General features: G+C 51.8%; 25 protein-coding genes. 15 read left to right on the top strand and 10 right to left on the bottom strand.

Annotation, left to right across the window (positions count from 1 at the left end; all coding sequences use genetic code 11):
- Positions 1-34: 34 nt before the first annotated feature.
- Positions 35-1003, bottom strand: a complete 969-nt coding sequence (locus BN3772_RS13000) for an ABC transporter substrate-binding protein (protein WP_042199892.1) — start codon at positions 1001-1003, stop codon at positions 35-37.
- 150 nt (positions 1004-1153) lie between these two features.
- Here BN3772_RS13000 and BN3772_RS13005 point away from each other — a divergent pair, with 150 nt between their 5' ends.
- The 8 genes from BN3772_RS13005 to BN3772_RS13040 all read left to right on the top strand — a co-directional run bounded on the left by BN3772_RS13005 (position 1154) and on the right by BN3772_RS13040 (position 11046).
- On the top strand, positions 1154-2932 hold the full coding sequence (locus BN3772_RS13005) for an AraC family transcriptional regulator (RefSeq protein ID WP_052380491.1): 1779 nt from the start codon (positions 1154-1156) through the stop codon (positions 2930-2932).
- 89 nt (positions 2933-3021) lie between these two features.
- Positions 3022-3960 (top strand): hypothetical protein, encoded by a 939-nt coding sequence (locus BN3772_RS13010; protein ID WP_052380492.1) that lies wholly within the window; start codon positions 3022-3024, stop codon positions 3958-3960.
- Between the two features lie 187 nt (positions 3961-4147).
- Positions 4148-4651, top strand: a complete 504-nt coding sequence (locus tag BN3772_RS31255; RefSeq protein ID WP_042199893.1) for a hypothetical protein — start codon at positions 4148-4150, stop codon at positions 4649-4651.
- Positions 4652-4883: 232 nt separating this feature from the next.
- Positions 4884-5798, top strand: coding sequence for a class I SAM-dependent methyltransferase (locus BN3772_RS13020; RefSeq protein ID WP_042199894.1), 915 nt, complete (start codon positions 4884-4886; stop codon positions 5796-5798).
- A gap of 144 nt (positions 5799-5942) precedes the next feature.
- Positions 5943-6902, top strand: a complete 960-nt coding sequence (locus tag BN3772_RS13025) for an ABC transporter substrate-binding protein (RefSeq protein WP_042199895.1) — start codon at positions 5943-5945, stop codon at positions 6900-6902.
- A 313-nt stretch (positions 6903-7215) separates the two neighbouring features.
- The gene (locus BN3772_RS13030; RefSeq protein ID WP_042199897.1) at positions 7216-7983 is read left to right on the top strand and encodes an SDR family NAD(P)-dependent oxidoreductase; all 768 of its coding nucleotides are present in this window, start codon (positions 7216-7218) and stop codon (positions 7981-7983) included.
- Between the two features lie 134 nt (positions 7984-8117).
- Positions 8118-8477, top strand: a complete 360-nt coding sequence (locus BN3772_RS13035; protein WP_052380493.1) for a hypothetical protein — start codon at positions 8118-8120, stop codon at positions 8475-8477.
- Positions 8478-8661: 184 nt separating this feature from the next.
- On the top strand, positions 8662-11046 hold the full coding sequence (locus tag BN3772_RS13040) for a polyprenyl synthetase family protein (protein WP_086074557.1): 2385 nt from the start codon (positions 8662-8664) through the stop codon (positions 11044-11046).
- Between the two features lie 74 nt (positions 11047-11120).
- Here BN3772_RS13040 and BN3772_RS13045 read toward each other — a convergent pair whose 3' ends face one another.
- From BN3772_RS13045 to nikA, 6 genes are all read right to left on the bottom strand, one after another.
- Positions 11121-11978 (bottom strand): alpha/beta fold hydrolase, encoded by an 858-nt coding sequence (locus BN3772_RS13045; RefSeq protein WP_052380494.1) that lies wholly within the window; start codon positions 11976-11978, stop codon positions 11121-11123.
- A 77-nt stretch (positions 11979-12055) separates the two neighbouring features.
- Positions 12056-12823, bottom strand: coding sequence for an ABC transporter ATP-binding protein (locus BN3772_RS13050; RefSeq protein WP_042199901.1), 768 nt, complete (start codon positions 12821-12823; stop codon positions 12056-12058).
- Positions 12820-13611, bottom strand: coding sequence for an ATP-binding cassette domain-containing protein (locus tag BN3772_RS13055; RefSeq protein ID WP_042199902.1), 792 nt, complete (start codon positions 13609-13611; stop codon positions 12820-12822). The genes BN3772_RS13050 and BN3772_RS13055 overlap by 4 nt, the downstream gene beginning before the upstream one ends.
- On the bottom strand, positions 13611-14459 hold the full coding sequence (gene nikC, locus BN3772_RS13060) for a nickel transporter permease (protein WP_086074558.1): 849 nt from the start codon (positions 14457-14459) through the stop codon (positions 13611-13613). The genes BN3772_RS13055 and nikC overlap by 1 nt, the downstream gene beginning before the upstream one ends.
- A complete protein-coding gene (nikB, locus tag BN3772_RS13065) occupies positions 14456-15403 on the bottom strand; it encodes a nickel ABC transporter permease (RefSeq protein ID WP_042199903.1) in 948 nt (315 codons plus the stop codon). The genes nikC and nikB overlap by 4 nt, the downstream gene beginning before the upstream one ends.
- A complete protein-coding gene (gene nikA / locus BN3772_RS13070; protein WP_042200014.1) occupies positions 15403-16911 on the bottom strand; it encodes a nickel ABC transporter substrate-binding protein in 1509 nt (502 codons plus the stop codon). The genes nikB and nikA overlap by 1 nt, the downstream gene beginning before the upstream one ends.
- 242 nt (positions 16912-17153) lie before the next feature.
- Between nikA and BN3772_RS13075 the strand changes: the two genes are divergently transcribed.
- From BN3772_RS13075 to BN3772_RS13095, 6 genes are all read left to right on the top strand, one after another.
- On the top strand, positions 17154-17534 hold the full coding sequence (locus BN3772_RS13075) for a GntR family transcriptional regulator (RefSeq protein ID WP_042199905.1): 381 nt from the start codon (positions 17154-17156) through the stop codon (positions 17532-17534).
- Positions 17534-17944: an ATP-binding cassette domain-containing protein gene (locus tag BN3772_RS31635; RefSeq protein WP_341872571.1), complete on the top strand. Its 411-nt coding sequence runs from the start codon at positions 17534-17536 to the stop codon at positions 17942-17944. Before BN3772_RS13075 ends, BN3772_RS31635 begins: the two co-directional genes overlap by 1 nt.
- Positions 17929-18393 (top strand): ATP-binding cassette domain-containing protein, encoded by a 465-nt coding sequence (locus tag BN3772_RS31640; protein WP_341872572.1) that lies wholly within the window; start codon positions 17929-17931, stop codon positions 18391-18393. Before BN3772_RS31635 ends, BN3772_RS31640 begins: the two co-directional genes overlap by 16 nt.
- Positions 18394-19035, top strand: coding sequence for an ABC-2 transporter permease (locus tag BN3772_RS13085; protein WP_042199907.1), 642 nt, complete (start codon positions 18394-18396; stop codon positions 19033-19035).
- 145 nt (positions 19036-19180) lie between these two features.
- The gene (locus tag BN3772_RS13090; RefSeq protein WP_042199908.1) at positions 19181-19543 is read left to right on the top strand and encodes a BlaI/MecI/CopY family transcriptional regulator; all 363 of its coding nucleotides are present in this window, start codon (positions 19181-19183) and stop codon (positions 19541-19543) included.
- Between the two features lie 2 nt (positions 19544-19545).
- Positions 19546-21702: a M56 family metallopeptidase gene (locus tag BN3772_RS13095; RefSeq protein WP_052380495.1), complete on the top strand. Its 2157-nt coding sequence runs from the start codon at positions 19546-19548 to the stop codon at positions 21700-21702.
- Between the two features lie 13 nt (positions 21703-21715).
- On the opposite strand, the gene BN3772_RS13100 is transcribed toward BN3772_RS13095, so the two are convergent.
- Both BN3772_RS13100 and BN3772_RS13105 read right to left on the bottom strand, forming a co-directional pair.
- Positions 21716-22084 (bottom strand): hypothetical protein, encoded by a 369-nt coding sequence (locus tag BN3772_RS13100; protein ID WP_042199909.1) that lies wholly within the window; start codon positions 22082-22084, stop codon positions 21716-21718.
- Positions 22085-22174: 90 nt separating this feature from the next.
- The gene (locus tag BN3772_RS13105) at positions 22175-22999 is read right to left on the bottom strand and encodes an AraC family transcriptional regulator (RefSeq protein WP_042199911.1); all 825 of its coding nucleotides are present in this window, start codon (positions 22997-22999) and stop codon (positions 22175-22177) included.
- A gap of 182 nt (positions 23000-23181) precedes the next feature.
- Between BN3772_RS13105 and BN3772_RS13110 the strand changes: the two genes are divergently transcribed.
- Entirely contained in the window at positions 23182-24111 is a 930-nt protein-coding gene (locus BN3772_RS13110; RefSeq protein ID WP_244444735.1) for a dihydrodipicolinate synthase family protein, read from the top strand.
- Positions 24112-24183: 72 nt separating this feature from the next.
- Here the strand turns inward: BN3772_RS13110 and BN3772_RS13115 are convergent, their stop codons facing one another.
- On the bottom strand, positions 24184-24738 hold the full coding sequence (locus tag BN3772_RS13115; RefSeq protein WP_042199912.1) for a DUF1697 domain-containing protein: 555 nt from the start codon (positions 24736-24738) through the stop codon (positions 24184-24186).
- Positions 24739-24800: the final 62 nt, after the last annotated feature.

Here is a 24800-nt window from a genome sequence, read left to right on the forward strand (position 1 = left end):
GAACATGACCGGGGGAGGGCTTGTCTGTAAACTGTTATTGCAGCCTGGTCTGTCCGCTGGCCAGGCGCCCGGCAATATCCTCTGCCTGCAGAATCGAGGTGTACGGGTCTGAGCTGAGGTACTGGTGAATATCCAGCTCATACAGCCGGCTGTTCTTCACCGCGTCAAGCCCGTTCCATACTTCCGGAATGGTTTCGTTAGCAGCTCCTTCCGTTTTCATAATCAGCAGATAATCACCGGCGTACTGGTCAAATACCTCTGAACTGACATCGGCACTTTCTTCGCCTTTGGCTATGAGATCTTCCTGAACCTTGGGTGCAGGAGTCAGGCCAAGCAGCTCATAGACGGCTTTGCCGCCGCGGTTTGAGCTGTTTCCTACAATACCTACATTGGTTAGCCAGTTGAAGTCCGCTATAGTAAAGGTTGCACCCGGGGGGACGGCAGCAAGCGCCTTACTGCTGGCTGCGGCGGCCCGCTGGCCAAAGGATTCATTCCACTGCTCCGCTTCTTTTTCACGGTTCAGGATAGTGCCCATTGCCCTTACTTCTTCCTGCATGCTTGAGTAGTCTGCGGTATTGAAGACAACCGTCGGAGCGATTTTGGAATAAGCCTCATAAGCATCCTGATTCCAGGTGATGATCAGATCCGGATTCAATCCGATGATTTTTTCAAGTGAAACTTCATTGTGATTGCCGATATCCTCCACACCCTGCAGCGGCTCACGCAGAAATTCACCGTACTCCAGCAGACTTCCCGGAACGCCGATCGGTGTAACACCAACCGCCAGTACATGGCCGATGTTCCAGTCCACGATAACCCGGTCAGGAGTCAGAGGGACTTCAATTTCACCTTTAACTGTAGAAATCATCCGGGTTAGCGGTGTTGCTTCAGCCGCTGCAGCCTGTTCGTTGCCTGTATTCTGCTTCGTGCAGCCTGCTAGTAATACAGCTGTGATCATCATGATCAAGACAGCCAGTTGAACCGTTTTTTTACTGGTAAACATATTCGACCTTCTTTCTTAATGAGAACTATTATCACTATAGGTTCCGGGAGCGGGTTGTACCATATCCATTCAGGAACCGGAAGCATATCCGTTTCGGAACTGCCAGCCTCATCAGCATGATCAAAATGAATAAGCAAACGGAGAACCGTCATGAACATAGAGCGTTATATTGAACTTTGGGATAACCGCCCTGCGCGGCTGCTGGACATCAGATGTTGCCGACTGCCAGAGGGCTCAGCATACAAGGAACAACCGGTTCCTTCAAATACATTCCTGCTGGTGCGGGGCTGCGGCCGGCTCTGGCTGAACGAAAAGCTCCATACAGCCGGAGGCTGGTACGTGCTGCATTCAGCCAAAGGGGCAAACTTGCGTGCAGAAGCAGATTCAGCAATGGAGCTGTACCGGATTGCTTACCTGCTGCCAGAGCCTTTGCTGGAGAATGGGCCGGACCGGAAGACGGATACAGATAGGTCTGAGCTGCAATGCAATTATGGACTGAAGCCGGCTTACCCGCTTGCGCTGCTGGAACTGATGGAGGAACTGATGGAGACTTGGCAGGAGACAGCAAGGCTTGAGCGGCTGCGTGTCACCTCTGTCTTTTATCAATGGCTATATGAGCTGTTCAAACAGATGCTACATCAGCAGGCAGATTTCTCCGGTGCGGACCGGTTAAATAAAGCATTGCGCTATATGCTGGAGAATTGCAATGAGCCTCTTACTATAGAGCATGTAGCTGCTGTTGCGGATTGCAGCACACGGTTTCTGAATACTTTATTTAAAAAGCGGTTTTCAGCAAGTCCGGGACAGATCCTTGCCCGGCTGCGGCTGGAACGTGCCGGCGGGCTGCTTCTCCAGACAGAGGCTACACTGCAGGAGATTGGTGAGCAGGTAGGCTATGCCAATGCTTTTACATTCAGCCGTTTTTTTAAGAAGCATAGCGGGATAGCACCGGAGCTGTACAGAAAAGAGGCGCAGGCCGGCGGGCATACTCCGGATTACCGCATAAGAAGCCTGCTTGAGGAAGCGGCTGCTGAGACAGCAGTTCATAAAGAAAGGGTGCAGGAGCGTGGCCGGAATGGACAAGAACCACTAGGCAGCAGAAAAATAAATACCCCGCTGGGCGAAATAATCGTTCCATTCAAGCCGCAGCGGGTTGTAGTAGACTGGAGTATCGGTGAAGTTCTGGCGCTGGGACTGACCCCGCTGGGGGCGCCTCATACCCTGCTCGACAGTAACCGTCTGCTCGGGCAGTATATTAGCGCAGGTATAGAGGATATAGGTAACCACAATCTTATCTCTCACGAAAAAATTCTTGAACTTGAGCCTGACCTGATCATTACTTGGAATAGAGCGGCGTATGCTTCTTATTCACGGATTGCTCCTACTATTGTATATGAGGCTGATGAGTTCCGGAATGTGAGGGACGGCATAGCGGAGATGGGACGAATTCTTAATCGGAGTGAGCAGGCTGAACGGTGGCTTGCAGAGTACAGGCGGCGTGTAAGCCGGCTGCGTGCTGTTATGCTCCGTCAGCGCAGAGACCGGCACACCTTCACAGTAATGGACCCGAACTGGAGCGAGGACATACAGGTAGTAGGCAATACTGCCACGCGCGGCGGGAGGGCGGCTTACGGGCTGCTGGGCCTGCAGCCGGCGCGCAGAGTATGGAACGAGCTGTTCGTACAGCGGCGCGACTCTATCTGGATCAGCCGGGAGGATGTTAACAAGTATGCAGGGGATTATACGCTGGTTCTGAAGAGTGAACAGGATATGCTGAACACAAGAAAGCTGAATCCGTCAACGATTGATCATACAGGCCGGCGTAAGTGGATTGAATTGCCGTGGGAGCATTATTTTTTATCTGATCCGGTGTCAGCGCTCCTGCAGGCAGAAGAAATGATGCGGCTGATTGCCGAGGCGGATGTATAGGCGGAAGGCAACCGTTCAAAAGTTTCATTTATTCCAGAAGTGTCCAATAGTCAGGATAGGCTAAACAGTACACAACAGGAGGCTTAGACATGATACGATTCCAGAAAGCTATGGCGAAAACAGGCAGAGCAATCCTCCTGGGCACAGCGCTTACACTTGCGGGTGGTGCAGCAGCTGTTGGGACCTTTGTACAGCCTGTCTCTGCGGCATCGGCAGCTGAAGCCCAGGCCGTGTATAATCAGTTCCATAAATATCTGAAAAATCCGTCAGGCCTGGCTCAGGCACGCAAATATCTGATCAATCACATCGGCAATGCCGGCTCCTGGTATGCAACCGTGATGACGCTGCAGCTGGAAAATGCCCAGAAGGCCGAACTGTCACGCTTCTCGGAGAAAATCTACCCGGAGCATGTGCAGCAGGTGCTGATGGATGCACAGGCTACCAATGATCTCACCTATACGGAGCTGTTGAAGAGGGTCAAGGACTCAGGTGTACGCAAGCTTATTGAAGAGACCTGGGATAAGGGCTACAAGCTGGAAACGAGCGAGGGAATGTATTATCCGGTAATGCATTATGAGGGCTTCAAGGTATTTAAGCCGCATATCGGCAAGGATATTGCCTACTATATCGATATCATGGCTACGGAGAGCAACAAGCCGGCTGATTTTGATGCTGCAATTATCATTACATGGGATGAGCTGATCGGCAGAGCGGCCATCATGAGTGATTTTGTAGACCAATATCCGAAATCAAACCGTGCAGCAGCTGTGCGTGAGGAGCTTTCCTATATCGTTCCCAAAATCCTGATCGGGGCAGACAACACACCTGCTTACGATTATGATACCAATGAGCTCGACCCTGAGCTCCGCAGAGCCTATGATGATGTTCTGCTGGAGGGGCCGGGAGACAATACAGTGTTAAATATGCTGGCTAAGCTGATTCCGCTGCTGGACGCTTCCGGAAATAAGCATACAGAAGAGGTTTCAGCTTATCTGGAGCAAGTGATAGACGGCTTCACTGAACACTGACGCTTTAAAACGGCTAGAAAAGGGCAGCCCGTTAACGGGTTGCCCTTTTGAATGGAACATGCGGAAGCTGGGTTCCGCTTCTTGCCTACTTGTATGCGGAATTGTTTCAGCCAGCCGTGACGAGGGTATAAGATTACTTATTGTCTGTCAGAAGATTTAGAATAACAGCAACAGGAGGTATTGGTCTGTGTCAGTACATAATTCTTTACGTAAAGCAGGACAACCGTTTCTCGCCGGAATTCTGATTTTAACACTTACTGCCTGCGGTTCTGCCGCTAATGAACCGGGGCAGTCCAGTTTAGATACCCTGCAGAACCGCACGGATGTCCTGGAACAGGAGCTTGCCATGCAAAAGCAGCAGATTGCGGAACTGGAGCAGCGGATTGCTGCGCTGCAGTCAGAGGGTAGCACAGCCCCGCAGCCTTCTTCTGCAAACAGTCCAACCGCCGGAAATGGGCCGGCAGGTCAAGGTGATGGGGTAAGGATTACTTTTGCGCAATATCAGCAGCTCACTATAGGAATGACCTATGATGAGGTGCATGCGATTATCGGCGGAGACGGTCAGGCGCTGAGTGAATCAGAAGGAATGATTGTATACACTTATACGGGTGCAACGGATACGGGAGGCAATGCCGTGCTCACCTTTTCTGACGGCAAGCTGTTGAATAAGGCGCAGAGCGGCCTGAAATAAACAGAAGGGTAGCGATATTGTTTATTAGAATGAAATCACAGGAAAAAGGACTGAACCACATGCCCTGGTGAGCATGCGGTTCAGTCCTTTTCTATATGAAAAATATCTTAATATATGACGAAAATGTGAAATTAACAAATTTTATAACTCTATTATACCATATTATGTAATAAAAATCAAGTATTGTTTGTTCGGCTGGCCGGATGGTACAACTGAACTGAGGTGAATATTAATGAAAAATAAAAGTTTAACAGCACTTGTCAGCGCGTTTGCAAGAGCCTATCACGCAGAGCATAACCGGCAGCCCGTTTTTGATGACAGCCTGGCACGCGCGATGCTGAGCGATGAGGAATACTTCAGCATCGGTCAGCATATGTCGCAGGGAGCCGGGTTCTTTCTGCCGGATTTCAGCGGCACACAGGACGAGGCCCTGCGCGCTGTCGTTGATTACCAGCTGTCCCCGACTCCGCTTGGCCGGGCAGCCTTCACCGAGCAGGCGCTGTACGTGGCTGTGATGCAGGGAGCCGGCCAATATCTTATCCTGGCAGCCGGCTATGACAGCTTTGCCTGCCGCCAGCCCCGGTGGGCCCGGCAGCTGCAGATCTATGAGGTTGATCATCCGGCAACAGCGGCTGACAAGCAGCGGCGGATTGCCGCAATGCTCCCGGTCAAGCCGGACAATGTACATTATATTCCGGCTGATCTGGCTGAACCCGCCTGGCTGCAGCTTCTTCAGGCGGCTCCGGGGTTTAACCGGGAAGTCATCAGCTTCATCAGTCTGCTTGGCATCAGCTATTATCTGCCTAAGGCTGTCTTCAGGCAATTGCTGTCTGACCTTGCAGCCCTGCTTCCGGCCGGAAGCAGCTTTGTCTTTGATTATCCTGATGAGCATACCTTTACCCCCTCGGCGGGTGAACGGGCGCAGAAGCAGGTGGTACTGGCTGCGCAGTCAGGCGAGCCGATGCAGGCAAGCTATGCTTATGACGAGCTGGAGCAGCTGCTGGAAGCATGCGGACTCTTAATCTACCGCCATCTCACCCCGTCAGAGATAAACAGCGAGTTTTTCAAAGCTTATAATGACAGTCATCCTGGACATCATATAAGCGCGTTTGACAACGTGAATTATTGCCTGGCTGTTAAAAGATAATACCGCCCAAAGAAACTTTGGCAGTTCGTCCATGTTATTTGCCCGAATAGTCCATGTTCAAAGGCTGCAGATTTCTCTATCATAACTACTATGATAATGATTCTCATTATTAACAAAATACAGTTTGGAGAGTGGTAGTAGGCTATGAAAAAGAGAATGATGGGTTTGGTGCTTGCCGGAGTTATGGCGCTGAGTATCGGTTCGGCAGCAAGTGTGAATGCGGCTCCAGTCAACGTTGCAAAAGCCACAACGGCCACGCAAAAGATTACTTATAAAGGCAAGGTGTATACTGTTCCGGCCAAGACTGACAATATTGTTATCGCCGGTGCGCTGGAAGCAATGGAAGATGCACTGGTGCTGAATTTTAAACCTAAGGGTATGATTACAGTCGGGGGAAAATTCCCGGCATTGTTCTCTAAAATTTCAACCGGAGTGAAGGGGATCGGCGAAAAAACGGAGCCTGACTTTGAAGCCATTCTGAAGCTCAAGCCTGATGTTATTCTGGGCACCACCAAATTCCCGGCTGAAACGACCGAGAAGCTGTCGAAGATTGCTACTACTATTCCTGTATCCCATATCGCTACAGACTGGATGGACAACCTGAAGCTGCTTGCGAAGCTGACCGGTAAAGAAAAGGAATCAACCGCAGCGATCGTGAAATACCAGAGTGAATTGAAGGTGGCCAAGGCTAAGCTCGCACCTAAATTCAAAGACAAGACAGTAGTTGCAGTTCGCATCCGCAGCGGTAACCTGTTCCTGTATCCTAAGGATGTGTTTTTCAACCGTTCCATCTATGCTGATCTTGGTGCAGCTGTACCAAAAGAAATCCAGTCCGTGAAAGCCCAGCAGAACATTTCTCTGGAAGCCTTCGCCGCAATCAATCCGGATTATCTGTTTGTCCAATTCTCGGCAGATGAGAATAAGGACAACCCTAAGGCACTGGAAGACCTGCAGAAGAATGCGATCTGGAAGAGCCTGAAGGCTGTAAAGAGCGGCAACGTGTATGTGAACCTGGTAGATCCGCTGGCTCAGGGCGGAACAGCCTTCAGTAAATTTTCGTTCCTAGAAGCTTTAATGAAGACCAAGCTGTACACAGCCAAATAAAGAGAATTCATATATAATTTTCATAAAAATGCAGGGAGCCGTAATTCGGCTCTCTATTTTTTGCGCTTTTCAATAAATAAATCGGATAACAATGTGTTTTTTACAAAAAAGGAGTATTCGATAAAGGTTTTCTATGGTACAATTTAACTAATTTGTCGAAAAAGCTCGCATAAGGGCGTATTGTAACAGAGCGGGGATGCTGCCGCTTCATTACCGGATTCCAGGAGGAGGCTTGCCGGATCATTTTCCGGCCTGCGGATTCCTGGATTCAAACGGCAAAGACAGCAAATTACAACTAGAAAGCGGTGTTTAGATGAGTAGCAGATTTAATGGGAAAGTAGCAATCGTAACCGGAGCAGGAAGCGGGATCGGACGGGCTACAGCACTCAAGCTTGCCAGTGAAGGGGCATCAGTTGTCTGCGTGACCATTTCCGAATCGGGAAAAGCTACGGTCCGTGAAATCACTGAACAAGGCGGCGAGGCGCTCTTCATCCAGGGCGACGTTTCTAAAGAGCCTGTTGTACAGGGCATAATCAAAGAAACCATTGAACGCTACGGTAAAATTGACTGCCTGTATAACAACGCAGCCATCACCGGTGACAACACGCTTGTAGTAGATTACCCAGTGGAAACATTCAGCCGGGTTATCGAAACGAACCTAAACAGCCAGTTTATGATGATGAAATACGCGCTTCCGCATATGACGTCAGGTTCATCCATTCTGAACTGCGCCTCCCTGCACGGCACAATCGGTATGGCAGGCGATGCAGCTTACTCCGCAAGCAAACATGCAATTATCGGTTTGACCAAGTCGGTTGCGGCTGAGGTGGGTCCGCTTAACATCCGTGCTAACGTACTGGCCCCGGGTCCGGTTCCGACAGTAATGATGGGCCGTTACGAGCGTCTGCTGTCTGATGACGTGGAAGGCCTGCAGGCTGCAATTGCTTCCGGTACTGCACTTAAACGGTATGGAACTCCGGAAGAGGTCGCGAATTTCGTCTGCTTCCTGCTGAGTGATGAGGCCGCATTCATTACAGGTACTGTTCATCTGATTGATGGTGGCTATTCAGCTACCAAATAATAGCGTTTCCTGACAGGGAACTGTATATTATTAAATACATTAATTATATTCCTATTTCTCTCAACAAACCGTAAATCAAAACCGATATAAATCATATGTACATATGATTTAATACTATACTTGGAGGAATCAACATGCCGTTCACAATGGAAGTTAACTCTCAGAAAAATCAAGTGGTTGTAAAAGCAATGGGCCTGACTGAAGCAGATGTGCCTTCTTACATCGCTGAGTTCGAAAAAGCTATGAAGCAGCTGAAGCCGGGCTTCACCGGGATTACAGATGTAACCGGCTCCCCGACGATCCTGTCTCCTGAGGTTGCTGCAATGCTTGCGCCTACAGGCGAAATGGCAGTTGCCAACGGCCTTGGCGGCTGGGCATATGTAGCTAACTCTCCAATCTGGAAAATGCAGATGAAGAGACTCTTCGGAAGCTTTGCTGTTCACTACCCGACCTACGAGGAAGCAGATGCTTACCTGCAGGGCTTGAAGAAATAATTCGGTTTTCACAGGGAAGGTCCTACGGGGCCTTCTTTTTTTGTCGCCGGAATGTATCCGTCCGTACCGGATGCGTAACCAACCTGCTCAAAGCCCGTATAAGGATAAAAAGCCGTACCGAATTCCTTCAATGGAAGAAATGCAGCTGATTTATCACAAATAAGAGCCGAGGGTTGTGCATCGTATGAATGAGAATTTCAAAACAATGGCGGAAGCGGAGTATCAGCATGCAGAACAGAAGGCTGTCCGGTACTTTACTGCACTCTATAACCAGGTTATAGACAAATCGTATACATCACATCTGACCCATGACATTCAGTTGTGGAAAAAAAACCATTTAAAGCGCTGGAACGGGCTGTCCCTATTCTCACGCGGCAGCCGGAAGCAGGAAGACAAGGATTTCTACCGGTATATCCAGTGGCTCAACGTTACAGGCAAGCTGGAGGGGTATCTGGACCGCAGCATTTCGTACATTTACATGCGGGATCTGGGAAAGGATCTGCAGGCAGATGAAACACAAAAGCGGATCAGGAAAACAGCAGAGGATGTCAGCCGACTTCTGCTTAAGCCGCCAAGCCGTAACCAGGCGGTCCAACCGGAATTTATGAATCTGGCAGGAGCCTACCGGTGGGCGCAAAAGGAAGGCATAGAAGCGGCAATCATCTGGCTGTTCGAAAAATTGCGGGCTGTAGCCGGCCATATTCCTGAAGGAATGAGTGCCGAGCACGCACAGCGCAAGCTGATTAAGATTATCGTTGGAGTTGTCATGCATGTTACAGAGGAGTTGGGAGAGGATGCTGCGCCTGAGGAGCGGTCCCGCAGGCTGGATGCTGCCGTCCGGCTTGGTTATTCCTACGGGCTTACCTATCCGTTCGTAGATGATCTGCTGGATTCACAAATTCTGACCTCAGCTGAAAAGGAGCAGTATTCCGCATTGATCCGTACTGCGCTGCTAAGCGGGGAGGTTCCTGAGCTGGGTGTATGGTCCGGGGAGAACACGGAGCTTATCCGGTATATCCATGCTGAACTGTCAGAGGCCTTCCTCTATATCAGCGGGTACCGGGAGACGGACATCAGGCAGCGTTTTTTTGCGCAGTCGTATGTTTTTTTTCAGGCACAGGATATTGACCGGGTGAAGGCGCTTGATTACGGCGGATATACGAATGAAGAGCTGTATGTGCCTGTTATTCTGAAATCCTCCTCATCCCGGCTGATTGCCAGATCGGTGATCGGTGCGCCTGAGGATGAGGGGTTTGAAGCACGTACCTTTTATTTCGGCATTTACAATCAGCTGGCTGATGATTTTGCCGATATGGAGCAGGATCTTAAGGACGGTGCAGTAACACCCTATACTTATTATTTACAATATCACCGGCAAAGGCCTGATCTGATTAATCCCTTTGAGGTCTACTGGGCGGTGATATCGAATTTAATCCACACTGTATATCATTCCGACCCCAGAGCGCGCGAGGTTATATTGGACCGGGCAATTAACGGGCTTAAGCGTTACAGGGAACGTGCCGGGGCAGTCAAATATAATGAGACGATGAAGATTTTTGCCGGCGGGATCCCGGAGTTTAACCGTGTATTGCAGAGAATGGTGCGGAAGGCAGATGATGTAGACTTTTTTGATAAGCTGCTGCGCGACGGAATGATTGAACAGCTAAGGAAGGATGCGGCAGATCAGGAGGCATTCTCGCACAGCTTCAACCATGTGCGCACGCTGATCAACAATGAACTTCTGTTCTCCGCAGAGGCTGGGATTCCGGCCGTACAGGACCGGCTGATCCATGCGGCCAATTACAGCCTGGAGGGGGACGGAAAAAGGGTCAGGCCGGTCCTGACCTGGGTCATGGGTGTAAATGAATACGGTCTGGACGGACAGGCGATCTTGCCGCTGCTGCGGTCGCTGGAGTATATGCATACGGCTTCACTGATCTTTGATGATCTGCCTTCGCAGGATAATGCCGCGACCCGGAGAGGGAGGGAGACGCTGCACCAGGTACACAGCAGCGCGGTTGCTGAGCTGACCGGTCTGTACATGATCCAGCAGGCTACCTTCCAGCAGGCCTCTCTGAACCTGTTCAAGCCGGAAACCGTGCTTGCATTGATCCGCTACTCGGCCGAAAAGGCGGCGGATATGTGTATGGGCCAGATGATGGATCTGGACGCCAAGGGTCAGGCGCTCACGCTGGAGCAGCTGGACCGGATCAGCTTTTACAAAACAGGGATTGCCTTTGAGGCTTGTCTGGTGATGCCTGCGATGCTGGCTGAGGTGGAGGAACAGGAGATTGCTGCGCTCAAACGATATGCCTATCACATGGGGATCGCTTTTCAAATCAGGGATGATCTGCTTGATGTGGAAGGGGATACTGAGGTGCTCGGGAAGCCTGCCGGTAATGATGCCGCCAATAACCAGTCCAATTTTGTCTCGATTCTGGGCGTGGAGGGTGCCGGTAAGGAGATGTGGAAGCATTATTGTCAGGCAAGTGATGCGTTACAGGTGATCCCCCGTGACATACCTTTTCTGAAGCATCTGCTCCATTATGTGGTACACCGGGAACGTTAACAGCTAAAGCTATTGTAAAAGCGAAAGCCCGCACCGGATGCGGGCTTTTGCATGCGCTTTTGGATCAGTGCCCGCTACAGAAGCATCCGCTTAATCTCATCCACAATCAGCTGCGGCTCGGTGTACATAATCATGTGACCGGACAGCGGAGCCTCAACAAGGCGGCTGCCCGGATGAGCCTCTGCCGTCTTCCGGTGTGCAGCATGCAGCACGGGTCTGGTCTTCTTCTCCATCCGTGAGATATGGGTGCCGGAGATAAGGGTCAAAGGTAGGTTGCCAAGCTGAACCGGCCGGTCATGCAGTGTCTTCAGGTCCTGCAGGAAATCTCTACCCTCGGCAAGCATTGTCTTAGCCGCCTGCATCGTAAAGTCCTCACGCTTATGATCGGCATAGACATCAGCAGGCTGAACCTTACCCGGTCTGCTCCCGATCAGCTTGTAGAGGCCGGTTCTCATCATGAACGGAATGATATAATCCATTCTGCCGTAATGCTTCGCCGTCGCCTCCTCAAAATACAGATTACAGTTCTCGTCGGTCGGATCGACCAGAAGGATTCCGAGGATCTGTGAAGAGCCCAGCAGGGCTGCGACAGTCCGGACGATGGGCCCTCCCCAGCTGTGGCCGACAAGGATGAACGGTCCGCTGCCAAGCTGCCGGAGCAGGAAGACTAGGTCCCCGGCGATCCGGGACAGCGTCCGGGGAGCAGAATCCGGCTCACTCCTGCCGCTGCCGGCCCGGTCGTAGACGACGGAGCGGGTATGCTCTGCGACCGGCGGCTGCACCAGTCCCCAGCAGGAGCGCGACATGCCCATGCCGGATTCAAACACTACGGTCACCGGACCGTCTCCCTTCACCATGTAATGAAGCTTGCGGCCGTCAGGAGTCTGTATGTAGTGGCTGTTTCCGAAAGTATGTGAATGGGTAGCGGGCATGTTTATCTCTCCAGTCAATTAAGAATAATTATCAATTGATTCAATTGTAAGCGAGAGTAAGGAATTGGACAAGCAGATTAAAAAATGGAAATTAGCTCCTTTGTATATGGATGCCTGTCCTCAGCAAACATCATTTGCCTGCTGAAGCTGTCGACAAATGTTCCTTCGCGCATAACAAGCATTCTGCTGCACATCCGGCTGACTGCTGCCAGGTCATGGGATATAAACAGATACGCCAGCTTCAGATTGCGCTGCAGGTGCTCCAGCAGGGTCAGGATTGCGCCCTGGGACAGAACATCCAGGCTCGCCGTCGGCTCATCCAGTACGATCAGAGCCGGCTCGATGCTGACCGCCCTGGCAATCGTTACCCGCTGCTTCTGTCCCCCGCTCAGCTCATGGGGATAGCAGCCGGAGAGCGAAGGAGACAGCTCTACCGCTTCCAGAAGCTCGGTTACAAAGGCGGAGCGGGAAGTGCAGCTGAAATAGGAATGCTGCATTTGGCTGCTGTATTGTTTGTAAGGGTCCAGAAGAGAATCTCTGATGCGCAGCCGAGGGTTCAGTGCTGCTGCTGGATTCTGAAAAACCATCTGCATATCCCGGCGGTACGGGTTCAGCTGCTTCTCGGTAAGCTGCTGAACCGGCTGGCCTTTGAAGATGATGGTACCGCTGCTTACCGGCTCAAGGCGCAGCAGACAGCGTGCCAGCGTGCTTTTTCCGCAGCCGCTCTCCCCGACCAGACCCAGGCTCTCCCCCCGCCCTAATTGAAAGCTAACCTCGTCTATGGCAAGTTTGCCGCTGGCATAACGCTTGGACAGCTGTTCTACGCACAGTAAAGGATTACTCATGGCTGCGCCTCCTGCAGACCGGAAGGAAGACGTGAGAGCACCGGAGCGGCGGCGATTAGCCGTCTTGTGTACTCATGCCTCGGGTGGTCAAGGACTCGGTGTGTGCCGCCGGATTCGACAATCCGGCCGTCCTTCATGACCGCTATCCGGTCAGTATAACGTCTGACATGCCGCCAGTCATGGGTGATAAACAGAATAGAACAGCCGGTTTCAAGCCGCAGCCGGTTCAATAGGCTCAGCACACGATGGCCGCTGACACTGTCCAATGCGGTCGTTACTTCATCTGCAATCAGCACATCCGGCGAGAACAGCAGGGCGAGGGCGATGGAGGCCCTCTGCAGCTGGCCCCCGCTTAGCTGAAACGGATAGCGTGATGCGAGACTGCCTTCAAGGCCCACGGATTCCAGCGCAGCTGAAGTTCGGTCCGGAGCTTCACGCAGGCGCTGCTTGTCATGGGTTGCAATCGCCTCCCTGAAATGCTGCCCGATGGTGCGGAAGGGAGCGAAAGCAGCCTGATAATCCTGGAAAATGTAAGACATCCGGCGGCCTAGCAGACTTCGGAGGTTGCTGCGTTTCAGCCCGAGCAGATCAGTACCTTCAAGCAGGATGCTGCCTTCGGCAGACAGGCCGGGCGGAAGCAGCTGGCCGGCGCTGCGGGAGAGCAGGCTTTTTCCGCTGCCGCTCTGTCCGACCAGGGCATGCCATTCACCGGGCTGGACGTTCAGGGATACCTTGTCAACCAGTGTCCGGGAAGAGGTGCGTATGGTAATTTCATCGAAATGCAGCATTAGACGCGCACCTCCTTCTTAACATCAAAATAATCTCTGAGATAATCGCCGAGCATATTCACGGACAGCACCAGCAGCACAATCGCCAGGCCCGGATAGAGCATCAGCTGCGGTGCAAGCTGGAAGTAGGGGCGTGAGTCATTGAGCATGGCTCCCCATTCCGGGGTCGGGGGCTGTACCCCAAGCCCGATGTAGGATAGTGAGGAGATCAGCAGAATAACCTTGCCCAGGTCAAGGCTTGCCAGGACCAGCACCTGTCCGGCAACATGCGGCAGGAGATGCCTGCTGAGCATGTTGGCCGGGGACAAGCCGTTAATCCGGGCCGCCAGCATGTAATCCTGCCGGGACTCGGTAATTACTGTGGTACGCACTACCCGGGCATAGCTGACCCATTTGACCATAACAATGGCGGTAATCATGCTGTGAAGACCGGGACCCAGCAATCCGCTGAGCACGATAACAACGATCATGTCGGGAAAAGCCAGGAAGCCGTCGGCAATGCGCATAAAGATGCGGTCCAGCCAGCCGCCCTTGAAGCCGGCAATCATACCGGACGCTGTGCCGATAAGCAGAGCGGCGGCCAGGGCGAGCAGACTATAGCCGACGGTCTGCCTTCCGCCGAGCATCAGCCTGGTCAGCACGTCACGGCCCAGATGATCTGTCCCCAGCGGATGCATAAGACTTGATCCCTGCAGGCGGATACTGAGGTTAGTCAGGGTGGAGTCATGACGGAGAACAAAAGCTGTATAAATGTAAAGGAACAGAAGGAGAGCAGCGGTAAGAACCGCCGTGCCAAGCTGAAGTTTGTAGCGCATGGCGGTCTGCGGCTGCTTGAATAAGCGTATCATATCCCGGTCTCCTTCCCTTTTAATCTGATTTCAGGCTTCAAATAACGGTTAAGCAAATCCACTCCGGTGTTGACGGCAAATACAGTAAGCGCCATGACGAGTATGTAGCCCTGAATAACAGGATAATCACGCTGGCGGATGGAATCCACAATCAGTTTGCCGATGCCGGGATAAGCGAACAGCACCTCAATGACCACGACTCCGCCGATTAGGCTTCCAAGGCTTACCCCGAACACTGTAATAACCGGCGGCAGGCTGTGACGGAAGGCATAGGACCAGAAGATCCGCCGCTCCGGAATGCCGCGGGCCCTCCCGGAGACGATAAATTCCTCGCTCAGCGAATCCAGCAGACTGGAGCGGAGCAGACGGAGATATACGCTGGAGATGGCCAGCCCCAGTGTAAGCGAAGGCAGAACCATTGAAGGGATGCCGCCCCGTCCCATCGTTGGCAGCCAGCCCAGCTGAACGGCGAACAGATCCATTAATATCAGCCCCAGCCAGAAGCTGGGTACGGCAGCACCAATCACAGACAGGGCACGGCTGAGCTTATCCAGCCAGCTGTCCCGGTAAAGTGCAGACAAGGAAGCTAACGGCAGTGTAACAATCAGCATGACAGCAAGTGAGCCTAGTGTCAGCTCCAGTGTAGCCGGCAGGCTGGAAGCAATCAGCTTGAAAGCTGGTTCACCGGTGGCATAGGAATTTCCGAAATCCAGCCGCACAAACTTGGCCAGCCACTGTCCATACTGGACAGCAAGCGGATCATTGAAGCCCATTTCCTCACGCAGCGCCTCAATCTGCTCCTGGCTGACGGAGAGCTCGTCAACATTCAGGATGGTCAGCGCGGGATCACCGGGAGCCAGGCGGATGAACAGAAAGCTGATAAAGGTAATAAACAGCACAAACAGGACGACCTCAAGAAACTTGCGGGTGATAAGCCGCAGCATTATTCCAGAGTATCCAGTTCATTTGTAATCATGTAGTACTCACTCCGGGCAGTCACCCAGTTCTTAACCTTATCCTTGTTGTAAGCGACAATGGTGGATGGATGAAGAATAAAGGAATTGATCATCTGCTCATGTACATAGCCGGCAGCCTGTTCCGCTAAGACAGCACGTTCATCGGCGCCTACTGTCCGGTTAAGCTTGTCAATAATGGCAGTAAGCTCCGGCTGCTCAGCACCGCTAAAGTTCAGTGCACCGTCCGGATGATAGGTGGCATTCAGATAGTACCCTGCATCCCCGCGCGGTGCGGTCAGGTTGCTGTAGGTAGCCAGATCCCAATCCCGGTTAGAGGCCATGTAATCCTCCGGCGTATCAATCTGGCGGATTTCCACCTGTATTCCGATCCGCTTTGCATCGGACTGGAACACCTGGGCGATCAGCGGCAGATCAGCGCGGGAGCTGTATGTAAGCAGGACAAGCTGAAGCGGTTCACCGTTTTTTTGCATAACTCCATCCTGCAGCGTATAGCCCGCTTCATTCAGGTATTGAACGGCTGCGGCTTCACCGCCTGGAGCTGTTTCAAACGAAGGAGCGAACGGCAGGGAGGGCAGGAACGGGCCTATGGCAGCTTCTCCGTAGCCGAGCAGAATGGTATCGACAATCTCCTGCCGGTTAATCAGCGCGTCTACCGCCCGGCGGACCCGGACATCCTGCATGCTGGCACGCTGCATATTCATCGTCATCTGATGTACACGGAAGGTCGAGGTTGCTTGCACTTCTATTCCTTTCTGGGCACGCAGCACTTCCAGGCTCTCTACCTCCGGACGATAGACAATATCCACCTGATCCGACTGCAGGGCGAGTGTCCGGGCGTTGGCATCCTCATTGAAGGAGAAGGTGACAGAATCAAGCCTGGAAGCGCCGTCCCAGTATGCATCATAACGCTCAAGCTCCAGCTTGCTGCCAGGAGCGAAGGAGATAAGCCTGAACGGTCCGGTTCCGGTCAGCTTCGAGTTGAAATCACCTTCTGTTACATCAATGATGGATACGTTCGGATTGACCAGCTCGCTGATGAACTCCGGAAAAGGCCGGGTTGTCGTGATCTGCAGCTGCTGTCCCTCTGCTGTAATTTCTCCAATATTGAGAGCATTTCGGATGGCGACATTTTCGGTCATTGCCCGCTCCAGGGATGCTTTTACAGCCGGACCATCCATTGCTTTGCCATTGTGGAAGGTGATGCCTTCACGCAGGTTAAGGGTCCAGTGGACACCGTCCTCGCCTGCCCATGACTCAGCAAGCCAAGGAACCACCTTTAACTGCTCCTCATCCAGCTTGACCAGTGTTTCAGTAATACCGGCACGCAGCGGGACATAGCTGGAATCGACATGCGGATCGAGTGAACGGGTTGAGAAATTATACAGGAAGTGAATATGCTTGTTATCTCCACTCCCGTTAGATGCACGCTGTGAAGTCTCTGAACAGGCGCTTAATAGAGCCAATACAATAAGCATCGGCAGAGCCAGGCAGAGCCGCAGGGCTGTACGGGGGGAGAAAAAACGCAGGGATGAGGGTTGAGTACTCTTTTTCATAATGCACCTTCTTAATTAGTAATAGTTACGATTAAAGATATTATCGTAAAGATTACGAATAATCAAGGATTTATTTTAAAATTGCAAGTATTTACAAATTTCAATAAATCAGATATATTGTACTGGTACAATAAGTACACTAGGCCGCAAGGAGGGGGAGCCGTTTGGAAATTATTATTAGCAATAACCGCAGTAAGCCCATTTATGAACAGATTACCTCACAGATCAAAGCAATGATTATGAGCGGTGAGCTGCAGGCGGGAGCCAGTATTCCTTCAATGCGGGCGTTAGCCAAGTCTATCCAGGTCAGTGTCATTACAGTACAGAAGGCTTATGAGGATCTGCAGCGTGAGGGCTTCATTGAGACGACAATCGGACGAGGAAGCTTCGTATCGGCATTGAATAAAACTCTTGTCCAGGAGGAGCAGCAGAAGAAGATCGAAGAGCATCTGATCACGGCCGTTGATATTGCCAGAAGCAGCGGGATAGGGCGGGAGAAGCTGGTGGATTTGCTTAATCTTTTTTACGGGGAGGGGACTTCATAATGCACAGTTTAGAGATAGACGGCCTGACCAAAACATATCCCGGTTCCGGATTCAGCCTGGATAAGGTGACCTTCTCGATTCCAAGCGGAACGATCATGGGCTTTGTTGGAGAGAACGGCGCAGGTAAGACGACCACCATCAAGTCCATTTTGAACACGGTGAAAATTGACAGCGGTACAATAAAGCTGCTCGGCACAATCATGACAGATAAGGATACTGCAATCCGTGAAGATATTGGAGTGGTACTGGATGCGGCGAATTTCTCAGGTGTGCTTACGCCGGCCAGACTGTCAAAAGTGATGAACGGGATTTACAGGCAATGGGATCAGCAGGAATACATAAGGCTTACGGAAAAGTTTGGCCTGCCGATGCACCGGAAGTTGAAGGATTTTTCATGGGGATGTCGATGAAGCTGGCAATTGCCGCGGCGCTGTCCCACCGTCCCAAGCTGCTGATTCTGGATGAAGCCACTTCCGGCCTTGACCCGGTTACCCGGGAGGAGATCCTGGAGGTGTTTCAGGAATTTGTGGAGGATGAGAGCCGCTCCATTCTGATGTCCTCGCATATTACTAGTGATCTGGAAAAAATCGCTGATTTCATCACCTTCATCCACCAGGGTAAAATTATCCTCACTGCGCAGAAGGACGAGCTGATCTATGACTATGGTATTGCCCGCTGCAGACAGGAGCAGTTTGCCCGGATTGAGGCATCGGACCGGCTGGCATACAGGAAGAAGGATTTTCAGACCGATGTGCTGGTGAAGGACAGGCAGGCTTTTGCGCAAAAATATGACGGAATCATTATTGACAACGTATCAATAGATGAGATTCTGCTGTTTCTGGTGAAGGGGGAGAAATAAATGAAGGGTCTGCTCTTGAACAATTTCTATTCTATGCAAAGCAATTTAAAGGTTTCTCTGGGTATATCGTTATGTCTGCTGCTTGTATCTCTTTTCTCCAGTGATATTACAGCTCTTAATGCGGTGATAGCGGGTCAGATAATGGTGTTTTCGGTCAGCATCGGTGCTTCGCAGCAGGTTGATGAGGCGGCTAACTGGAACAGAATGGAGATTACCCTTCCGGTAAAACGCAGTACGGTAATCCATGCCAAATATCTTTCTTTTATTATGCTGATGGTTATGGGGCTTGCAGTCAGCCTCTGTACTCCCTTGCTTAACATGTTTAAAGCGGCAGAGCCGGCCGGATATATGCAGCTGTGGAGCGGGTATACCTTCGGTCTGTCCCTCTCTATCTCTACCATTTCGCTTTGTTTTCCGGCTATCCTGAAATTCGGCGTAGAAAAAAATGAAATGATGCTGTTTCTGTCGGCGGGGATGTCGGTAGGCCTGCGGATCGGGGTGTGGGCGCTTATGAATCTTTCCGGGGAAAGTGTTAATTTTAACGGCAGCGAGGTCGGCGCGGGCTTCCTGATGCTCTCACTGGTAATGTTTGCAGCATCCTATCTTGTGTCGGTACGGATTCAGCGCAATAAAGAGTTTTGATCTACCCGGGTCAAAAGTATGGAATATTACAGCAGCGGATAATTCCGCTGTTTTTTTGTGCTTGCTTATCGACAAACTGGTCTACAAGTTGTAAACTGGTAAAAAATGCGGTCTACAGATTGTAAACCCTGAGGAGCTGAATAGATTGAAAGCAGTAAAGCTGACAGAAACAGAGGCCAGGCTGGCAGAGCTGATCTGGAGTGGTGAGCCGCTTCCCTCCGGGGAGCTTGTAAAGCTGTGCGAAGCTGCGCTGGGCTGGAAGAAATCGACGACCTATACCATGCTGAAGCGGCTCGAGGCTAAAGGTCTGTTTCACAACGGAGACGGCACGGTAGTGTCACTCATCAGTAAGGAGGACTTTCACGCCGAGCAGAGCAAACAGTTCGTGGAAGAGACATTCGGGGGATCGCTGCCGCGCTTCCTGGCAGCGTTCACGCGCAGCCGTAAGCTGGAGGACAAGGAGATTAACGAGCTGCTGAAGCTGATTAATGAGAAGGAGGAGGAATAGGCATGTCAGCCTTTTTTCAAACCGTTCTGCAAATGAGCCTTACAGGCAGTTATGTCATTATCGTTGTACTGCTTGCCCGGCTGCTGCTCAGACAAGCGCCTAAGCTGCTGTCTTACCTATTATGGTTCGCGGTGCTGATCCGGCTGCTGCTCCCGCTGAACTTTGAAAGTCCCTATAGTGTGATTCCGGCGCTGATGCCGGGTGGAGGAGATTTGCAGTCGGGCGGGCAGCTGCAGACAGCGGATAACGGAGGGCTTGAGGGAAGGGAGACCCAAGTATATCCCGAATCAAATCCGGCTGCTCCGTCAGACAATAACACTGTTAACATTACAGATACAGATCTTGCAGGCGGAGGGATGGCGGGAACGGAGCCAGGTTATCCGGTTAAAGATAAGGAGGCATCAGCAGCTCCTGCATCACCGGCAGAACAGCTAATAAGTAAGGCTGCATACCTCTGGCTTGCGGGAACGGCCGTTATGCTGGGCTGGGGAATGATCTCAGCACTGCGGCTGAACCGGCGTTTAGGCAAGGCGCGGCATGAAGGCGCAGGCATCTATGAATGGAGCGGGGCGCAGACACCGTTTGTATACGGTCTGCTGAGACCGCGTATCATTCTGCCGGCCGGGCTTGGCATGCATGAACGGGGATACATCATCCGGCATGAACAGATTCATATCAGGCGGCTTGACCCTATTGTGAAGCTGGTGTCCTATGCCGCGCTTTGCCTGCACTGGTTCAACCCGTTAGTCTGGCTTGCCGTTTACCTGATGGATGAGGATATGGAGAAATCCTGTGATGAGGCAGTGATCAGGGAGCTGGGCAGCGGCATCAAGAAGGAGTACTCCACCTCGCTGCTCTCACTGTCCACCGGCAGGACGTTCACTGGGCGGACTCCGCTTGCTTTTGGAGAGAGCAGCACAAAGGGACGGATTAAGAACATTCTGAAGTACAAAAAGCCGTCTTTCCGGGCGGTCACCTCTGCCATATTATTAGTGATTATAGCCGTTGCTGCTGCCGGGCTTACCGGAAACCTCCGTTCACACAAGATAACTGAAGAAGACTACGCCATGCAATATATGGCGGAGCAGATAGCCAGGATTGAAGGCGGGGCAAGCGGTGTGATTATTGTAGACAGTGACCTCACTGTTTTTGAGCAGGCAGGCAGGGTTGAAGGACTGCTGCCTGAGCCGGTGGAGCTGTGGCGGCTTGAATACCGGCTGGAGCCGGATGACTTCAGCAAGCTGCCGCTTGCGGGCGGGATGAACGCAGTTGACGGTAAAATTACTGAAGACAACAGTATGGGGAAGCCGGTGCTGGTGTTTGCTTATGAAGGAGATACGCCCCGTTACGAAGGGGTGATCTGGAGCGCGGAATATGACCTTGGTACAGCGGCTGGGCGGGAGACGGCCTTGCAGGTGTTTTTTGAGGGCAAGGGATTGCTGGAACCTGAGACATACCGCGGTAATCATGCCATTGCGAAATTTGTGATGTCGGACGGAATGACGGCCCATCTGCTGCTGTTCCAGCCGGCTGTGCAGGGCAGTTCAGGCATCTGGGTTGTCGAGCGCTGGAAAGATGGCAACGGATATGAATATTACGAAACGCCGGATACATCCTCTCCTTCCACAGCGTATTTTGCCGGGCTGCAGGCGGAGGCAGACCAGGGCCAGCAGGCAGCAGAGCTGCTGGACCCTCTGCAGGCAGCAGCTGCATTCGTAAGAGGGGAGCTTGGCTGGAATCTTACCAAAGAGCAGATTGACCTGCAGATACCTGCAGCCGCAGCGGACTTTGATATTTCTCCCGTAAGTGAGCTCTTGGGCTACGTTAGCGGTGTGACTCTGGAGGAAGCCGGATTAAAGTTTGATAATGCGGAGTGGCTGACGTCTGACGAAGATCCGGCCCGGCTGCGGAGACTTGGCATAGTACCCGAGCGTGATATGCCCGGAGGCTTCTACGTCCTGAATAAGCTTGCAATCAAGGATCCGCTTGAGCTTGCGGATGCAGCGGAATATGGCATTATTGACGGTGCTGCATTAAAGGAAGTCAGCAAGGCGGAGTATGTGCAGCGGCTGGATATCATGGGTGAAGCCGGGATGCTCAGCACGGTTACAATGCAGGACGGCAAGGTGATCCGCATCCAGGAGAGGTATCTTCCGTAGACCCTTTGCTGCTTCACACCAGCCGGTAGCCTGCCGGCAAGCTTCCGGTACGCTGAATGGCGCGGACCTGTGCCAGTGTCAGCCGCTGATCGGTTGCGATCAGCGATTCTACATCCCCGCGCCGCAGAATATCATCAAGCTCCCGGATACTGCGGTTACCGCGCAGAATGACGAAGTTGTCGCGGAACGCAGAGCGGTCAAACAGCACCAGCGTTGCACCAGGATTAGTGGAGAAGAAGCGCAGGCTTTCAATTCCGGTAATAACAGTGTCTACATCGGCAAAGCCGAGGTTTCCGCGGTAGATGCGGCGCAGCCCGCGGAAGTTCTCCTCACTGTACACCGTTAACCGGGGATACACTGCCATTATTTTCTTTTGCTGCATAACGTCCTCCTGTCTGAATGATGAATATAAACGGGAATATCCATCTATCATATGCAGCGGAGCAGTATCCCGGCAGGGAGGAAAGTCTACTCACCAGGAATTACGATAGTCGCGGGGGGCTTCACCCATCACTTTTTTGAACATGCGTGAGAACTGGAACGGGTCATTGTAGCCGACGCTGCAGGCGATTTCACTCATGGTAAGCGCAGACTTGCGGATTAACTCGCCGGCCCGGTTCATCCGGTACAATATGATATATTGCTGAGGCGTAATGCCTGTGGCGTCCTTGAATATTTTGGACAGATATTTACGGTTAATCTTCAGACGTTCAGCCAGCTGCCCGACTGTCAGATCCGTTGCATATTCCTGCTCGATGAAGGCAATCGTCTGCTCTACATATTGGCCCTTGGCTCCGGTAGAGCCAGCCGGTACAGACGCAGGGTCCAGTATGACGGAGAGGAAGGAATAGAGAGCGCCTAGCAGCCGCAGCTCATCCGTCAGCGTATGCTGTGTTGCTTTGAACATCTCGAGAAAGCAGGCTTGAATATATTCGTCCCGGCCCGAACTGAAGACCGGCTGTTCATCCGATAAAAGCGACCGCTTGAGATAGTATTCCACCTGCATACCGTTGAAAGCCACCCAGGAGTAAGTCCAGGGATCATCCCCGTCAGCCCGGTAATAGGACAGCTTCTCCGGAGTGATCAGAAATCCTTGACCCTTTCCCAGCCTGTACGATTTGCCTCCGGTCCGGAACTCTCCTTTTCCGCTATGAATGTAATGGATTTTGTAATAATTACGAACCATCGGACCTACCTCATGGCCGGCCTGGCATTGCTCGGTTCCGCAATAATATAGTTTCAGATCGACATTATGAATGCTGGAAAAATTAGAGAACTGGTATTGTACAATATCCACTTAAGCTGCACCTTCACTCTCTCCGGGACGACATGCATGGTGACATGATGTCATGAATTGGCGTTATTATGTCATTCAGATGTAGCGCTTACAAGCCTATAATGAAGATAGACTCTTAGCTATTATACCAGGAAGCTGCCTTCCCTGAGAATGGGAACGGCCAGCTGTGAGGAGGCATTGTGTTGGACAACTGCTTATTGCCGGGCGGTGTGTGGCCGGTTATGCTAACACCGTTCACGAAGGATAATGAGATAGACTATACGGCTTTGGAAGAGCTGATTGAATGGTATCTGGACAAGGGTGTCCATGGTTTATTCGCAGTCTGTCTTTCGAGTGAGATGCTCTATCTGTCACTTGAAGAGCGAACAGAACTGGCCCGCTTTGTTGCTGAAAAAACCGCCGGCAGAGTTCCGGTTGTTGCTTCCGGACACAATTCGGATGATCTGGAGGAGCAGATCACTGAATTGTCGGCAATGGCCAAGACCGGAGTGGATGCTGTTGTACTGGTAACCAGCCGGATCGCCGGACCTGAGGATGATGATGAAGTGTGGAAGCGCAATCTGAGCACGATCATGGAACAGATTCCTGATGTAAAGCTGGGATTGTATGAATGTCCGGTTCCTTACCACAGGCTGCTATCCCCGGAGCTTCTGCAATGGTGCGCTCAGACCGGGCGCTTCTTCTTTCTCAAGGAGACGAGCTGTGATCTGGAACAGATCAGGCTGAAGGCCGCTGCTGTTCAAGGAACGGCGCTCAAAATCTATAATGCGAACGGCACCTCCTACCTGGGCTCATTGCAGGCCGGAGCGCATGGCTACAGCGGGATATTGACCAACTTTCATCTAGATTTATATGTATGGATTGCCCGCAACTGGCAGCAGGACCCTGTGCGTGCAGAGCAGCTGCAGACCTTGCTCGGTCCGCTTCATTTATTTGAGGGTCGCCATTATCCGGTCAATGCCAAATATCTGCTGCAGCAGGAAGGCCTCAAGCTGACCCTTCATTCAAGGGCTAGAAGCAGTGAGGAGCTCAAGCCGGTTCACCGGCTGGAGATTGAGCAGTTCCTGAAGCTTAGCAGCCTGTTCCGGCAAACCTTCCTTGCTGACGGATAGGCAGCAGAGGGTGAGAGGTTGAGCTATACCGTCAACAACCAGAGCCGGCTCTAACTGCAGGCTCTGGTTGTTTTATGAAAGCTGCGCTTCTGCCGCCAGCATAAGCTGGTAGATCTTGCGGGTAGTATTCACATTACGTACGGTCATGAGCTTATACACACTGCTGCCGATCAGCTTGGCCATTCCGCTTCTGGTGACATTCTCACGCTCCACAGAATACAGCACTGCACCGGGAATATACAGAAGCGTGCCGACACCGGGCTTAAGCGGAAGCTTGTCCAGGACGGATTCCATATCCGTCTCCTGCCACAGGAACATGACATCACTTCTCAGCCGGTCGTCATTGGTCCATGTATCCGGCAATGCATCGTTAACAGTTCGGATATCCTCCATGCTGCGGATCAGAACCTTTATGCTCAGGCTGAAATCTTTTAATATGGCCTGTTCGAGCCGTTCAGACAAATTCTCCTGCAACTGATCCGCTGCGGAGAAGATAATATTTCCGGAATTAATATAGGTGGTTACAGCGGTCATTCCGGCATGCTCAAATGTCTGTTTAAGCAGCTTCATACTGATAATATTATTCCCGCCTACATTGATTCCCCGCAGTAATGCAACATAGATCATATAAATTCCTGCTTTCTTTGTTTGTCTTTTTCGTGTCCGTAAACTTTACAAACAGTACTTGA

Origin of the sequence: Paenibacillus camerounensis (assembly GCF_000723885.1) — a bacterium.
GTDB classification, from domain to species: Bacteria; Bacillota; Bacilli; order Paenibacillales; family Paenibacillaceae; genus Paenibacillus_AQ; species Paenibacillus_AQ camerounensis.

What these genes read in the sequence shown, in the direction of transcription:
- BN3772_RS13000 (WP_042199892.1), bottom strand. Translation starts at nt 1,003, where the DNA reads ATGTTTACCAGTAAAAAAACGGTTCAACTGGCTGTCTTGATCATGATG.
- BN3772_RS13005 (WP_052380491.1), top strand. Translation starts at nt 1,154, where the DNA reads ATGAACATAGAGCGTTATATTGAACTTTGGGATAACCGCCCTGCGCGG.
- BN3772_RS13010 (WP_052380492.1), top strand. Translation starts at nt 3,022, where the DNA reads ATGATACGATTCCAGAAAGCTATGGCGAAAACAGGCAGAGCAATCCTC.
- BN3772_RS13020 (WP_042199894.1), top strand. Translation starts at nt 4,884, where the DNA reads ATGAAAAATAAAAGTTTAACAGCACTTGTCAGCGCGTTTGCAAGAGCC.
- BN3772_RS13025 (WP_042199895.1), top strand. Translation starts at nt 5,943, where the DNA reads ATGAAAAAGAGAATGATGGGTTTGGTGCTTGCCGGAGTTATGGCGCTG.
- BN3772_RS13030 (WP_042199897.1), top strand. Translation starts at nt 7,216, where the DNA reads ATGAGTAGCAGATTTAATGGGAAAGTAGCAATCGTAACCGGAGCAGGA.
- BN3772_RS13035 (WP_052380493.1), top strand. Translation starts at nt 8,118, where the DNA reads ATGCCGTTCACAATGGAAGTTAACTCTCAGAAAAATCAAGTGGTTGTA.
- BN3772_RS13040 (WP_086074557.1), top strand. Translation starts at nt 8,662, where the DNA reads ATGAATGAGAATTTCAAAACAATGGCGGAAGCGGAGTATCAGCATGCA.
- BN3772_RS13045 (WP_052380494.1), bottom strand. Translation starts at nt 11,978, where the DNA reads ATGCCCGCTACCCATTCACATACTTTCGGAAACAGCCACTACATACAG.
- BN3772_RS13050 (WP_042199901.1), bottom strand. Translation starts at nt 12,823, where the DNA reads ATGAGTAATCCTTTACTGTGCGTAGAACAGCTGTCCAAGCGTTATGCC.
- BN3772_RS13055 (WP_042199902.1), bottom strand. Translation starts at nt 13,611, where the DNA reads ATGCTGCATTTCGATGAAATTACCATACGCACCTCTTCCCGGACACTG.
- nikC (WP_086074558.1), bottom strand. Translation starts at nt 14,459, where the DNA reads ATGATACGCTTATTCAAGCAGCCGCAGACCGCCATGCGCTACAAACTT.
- nikB (WP_042199903.1), bottom strand. Translation starts at nt 15,403, where the DNA reads ATGCTGCGGCTTATCACCCGCAAGTTTCTTGAGGTCGTCCTGTTTGTG.
- nikA (WP_042200014.1), bottom strand. Translation starts at nt 16,911, where the DNA reads ATGCTTATTGTATTGGCTCTATTAAGCGCCTGTTCAGAGACTTCACAG.
- BN3772_RS31635 (WP_341872571.1), top strand. Translation starts at nt 17,534, where the DNA reads ATGCACAGTTTAGAGATAGACGGCCTGACCAAAACATATCCCGGTTCC.
- BN3772_RS31640 (WP_341872572.1), top strand. Translation starts at nt 17,929, where the DNA reads ATGGGGATGTCGATGAAGCTGGCAATTGCCGCGGCGCTGTCCCACCGT.
- BN3772_RS13085 (WP_042199907.1), top strand. Translation starts at nt 18,394, where the DNA reads ATGAAGGGTCTGCTCTTGAACAATTTCTATTCTATGCAAAGCAATTTA.
- BN3772_RS13095 (WP_052380495.1), top strand. Translation starts at nt 19,546, where the DNA reads ATGTCAGCCTTTTTTCAAACCGTTCTGCAAATGAGCCTTACAGGCAGT.
- BN3772_RS13100 (WP_042199909.1), bottom strand. Translation starts at nt 22,084, where the DNA reads ATGCAGCAAAAGAAAATAATGGCAGTGTATCCCCGGTTAACGGTGTAC.
- BN3772_RS13115 (WP_042199912.1), bottom strand. Translation starts at nt 24,738, where the DNA reads ATGATCTATGTTGCATTACTGCGGGGAATCAATGTAGGCGGGAATAAT.